We start from the raw sequence: 1475 nt of genomic DNA, 5'->3' as shown, positions 1-1475 counted from the left end.
ATTTAGATAAAATCGATATTGCAAGCGAACAGGTACAAGAAATTGGATTAAGCGATATCCGGCCAAATCCTTATCAGCCAAGAAAAACGTTTGATGAAGAAGCTTTGAACGAATTGGCACACTCTATTAAACAATCTGGTGTATTCCAACCGATTATTTTGCGTGAGTCAACAGTCAAAGGCTATGAAATCATTGCCGGCGAACGGCGTTTTAGAGCGTCAAAAATAGCGGGGAAGACGACGATTCCAGCAATTATCCGTGAATTTGATGAAGAAAAAATGATGGAAGTAGCAGTCTTAGAAAATTTACAAAGAGAAGACCTCACATCACTTGAAGAAGCGGAAGCTTATGATATGTTGATGAAGAAATTAAAATTGACACAAGAAGAAGTAGCGGCTCGTTTAGGAAAAAGCCGTCCGTATATCGCAAACTATTTGCGTTTATTAGGATTGCCTGAAGCAGTCAAACAAATGCTGCAAGATAACGGCATTTCGATGGGACAAGCGCGCACACTATTAGGATTAAAAGATAAAAAACAGATTGTAAAGTTAGCCAAACGGGTCATGAAAGATAATCTAACTGTCCGTCAAGTAGAACAGTTGGTAATCCAAATGAATCAACCAAAAGAGCAAAACGCACAGTCTGAAAAAGCGGCCCAAAAACCTTATTATATTCGAGAGAGCGAAGAACGGCTAATGGACAAGTTTGGAACCTCTGTCACGATTCATGAAAAAAATAAAAAAGGTAAAATTGAAATTGAGTATCTTTCCACAGATGATCTGACTCGTATTTTAGATGTTTTAGACATTCAGTTTGATGATGAATAGAGAAAATAACGATAGGGTGTGAAAAGAATGTATGATCTACATGATATGGTTGAAATGAAAAAAGCTCATCCTTGCGGAGAAAATCGCTGGGAAATTATTAGAATGGGTATGGACATTCGGATTAAATGTACGAAGTGTGGCCATATGGTTATGATGCCCAGAAGAGAATTCGAAAAAAAAATGAAAAAAGTTCTTGAACATGCTGAAAAAAGCAACTAAATATAAGAAGAGAAAGAGTGAATGAAGAATGGCATTAACAGCAGGAATCGTAGGTTTACCTAACGTTGGAAAGTCAACTCTTTTTAACGCAATTACAAAAGCAGGAGTAGAAGCTGCCAATTATCCTTTTGCTACTATTGATCCTAATGTAGGAGTAGTAGAAGTACCCGATTATCGTTTAGATCGTTTGACTGAATTGGTGATACCTAAAAAAACAGTACCGACAACGTTTGAATTTACCGATATTGCTGGTATTGTTAAAGGCGCCAGCAAGGGTGAAGGACTTGGGAATAAGTTCCTGGCTAATATTCGTCAAGTGGATGCGATTTGCCATGTTGTCCGTTGTTTTGACGATGACAATATTACCCATGTGACTGGAAAAGTTGATCCTTTAGCAGACATTGAAACGATCAATTTGGAATTGATTTT

Annotated in this window: 3 protein-coding genes; all 3 read left to right on the top strand. The window is 37.5% G+C overall.

The features are described from left to right. Positions 1-827: ParB/RepB/Spo0J family partition protein (locus RT405_RS06045; protein ID WP_313468419.1), on the top strand; the 827-nt coding region annotated here is incomplete at its 5' end. Positions 828-854: 27 nt separating this feature from the next. Continuing rightward, positions 855-1046, top strand: a complete 192-nt coding sequence (locus RT405_RS06040; protein ID WP_035030976.1) for a DUF951 domain-containing protein — start codon at positions 855-857, stop codon at positions 1044-1046. 28 nt (positions 1047-1074) lie between these two features. Next, a partial coding sequence (locus RT405_RS06035) for a GTPase (protein ID WP_396163366.1) occupies positions 1075-1475 on the top strand: 401 nt, incomplete at its 3' end.

Source organism: Carnobacterium sp. (assembly GCF_032094055.1).
Lineage (GTDB): Bacteria > Bacillota > Bacilli > Lactobacillales > Carnobacteriaceae > Carnobacterium_A.
This window is presented reverse-complemented; position numbering and strand designations above follow the sequence as displayed.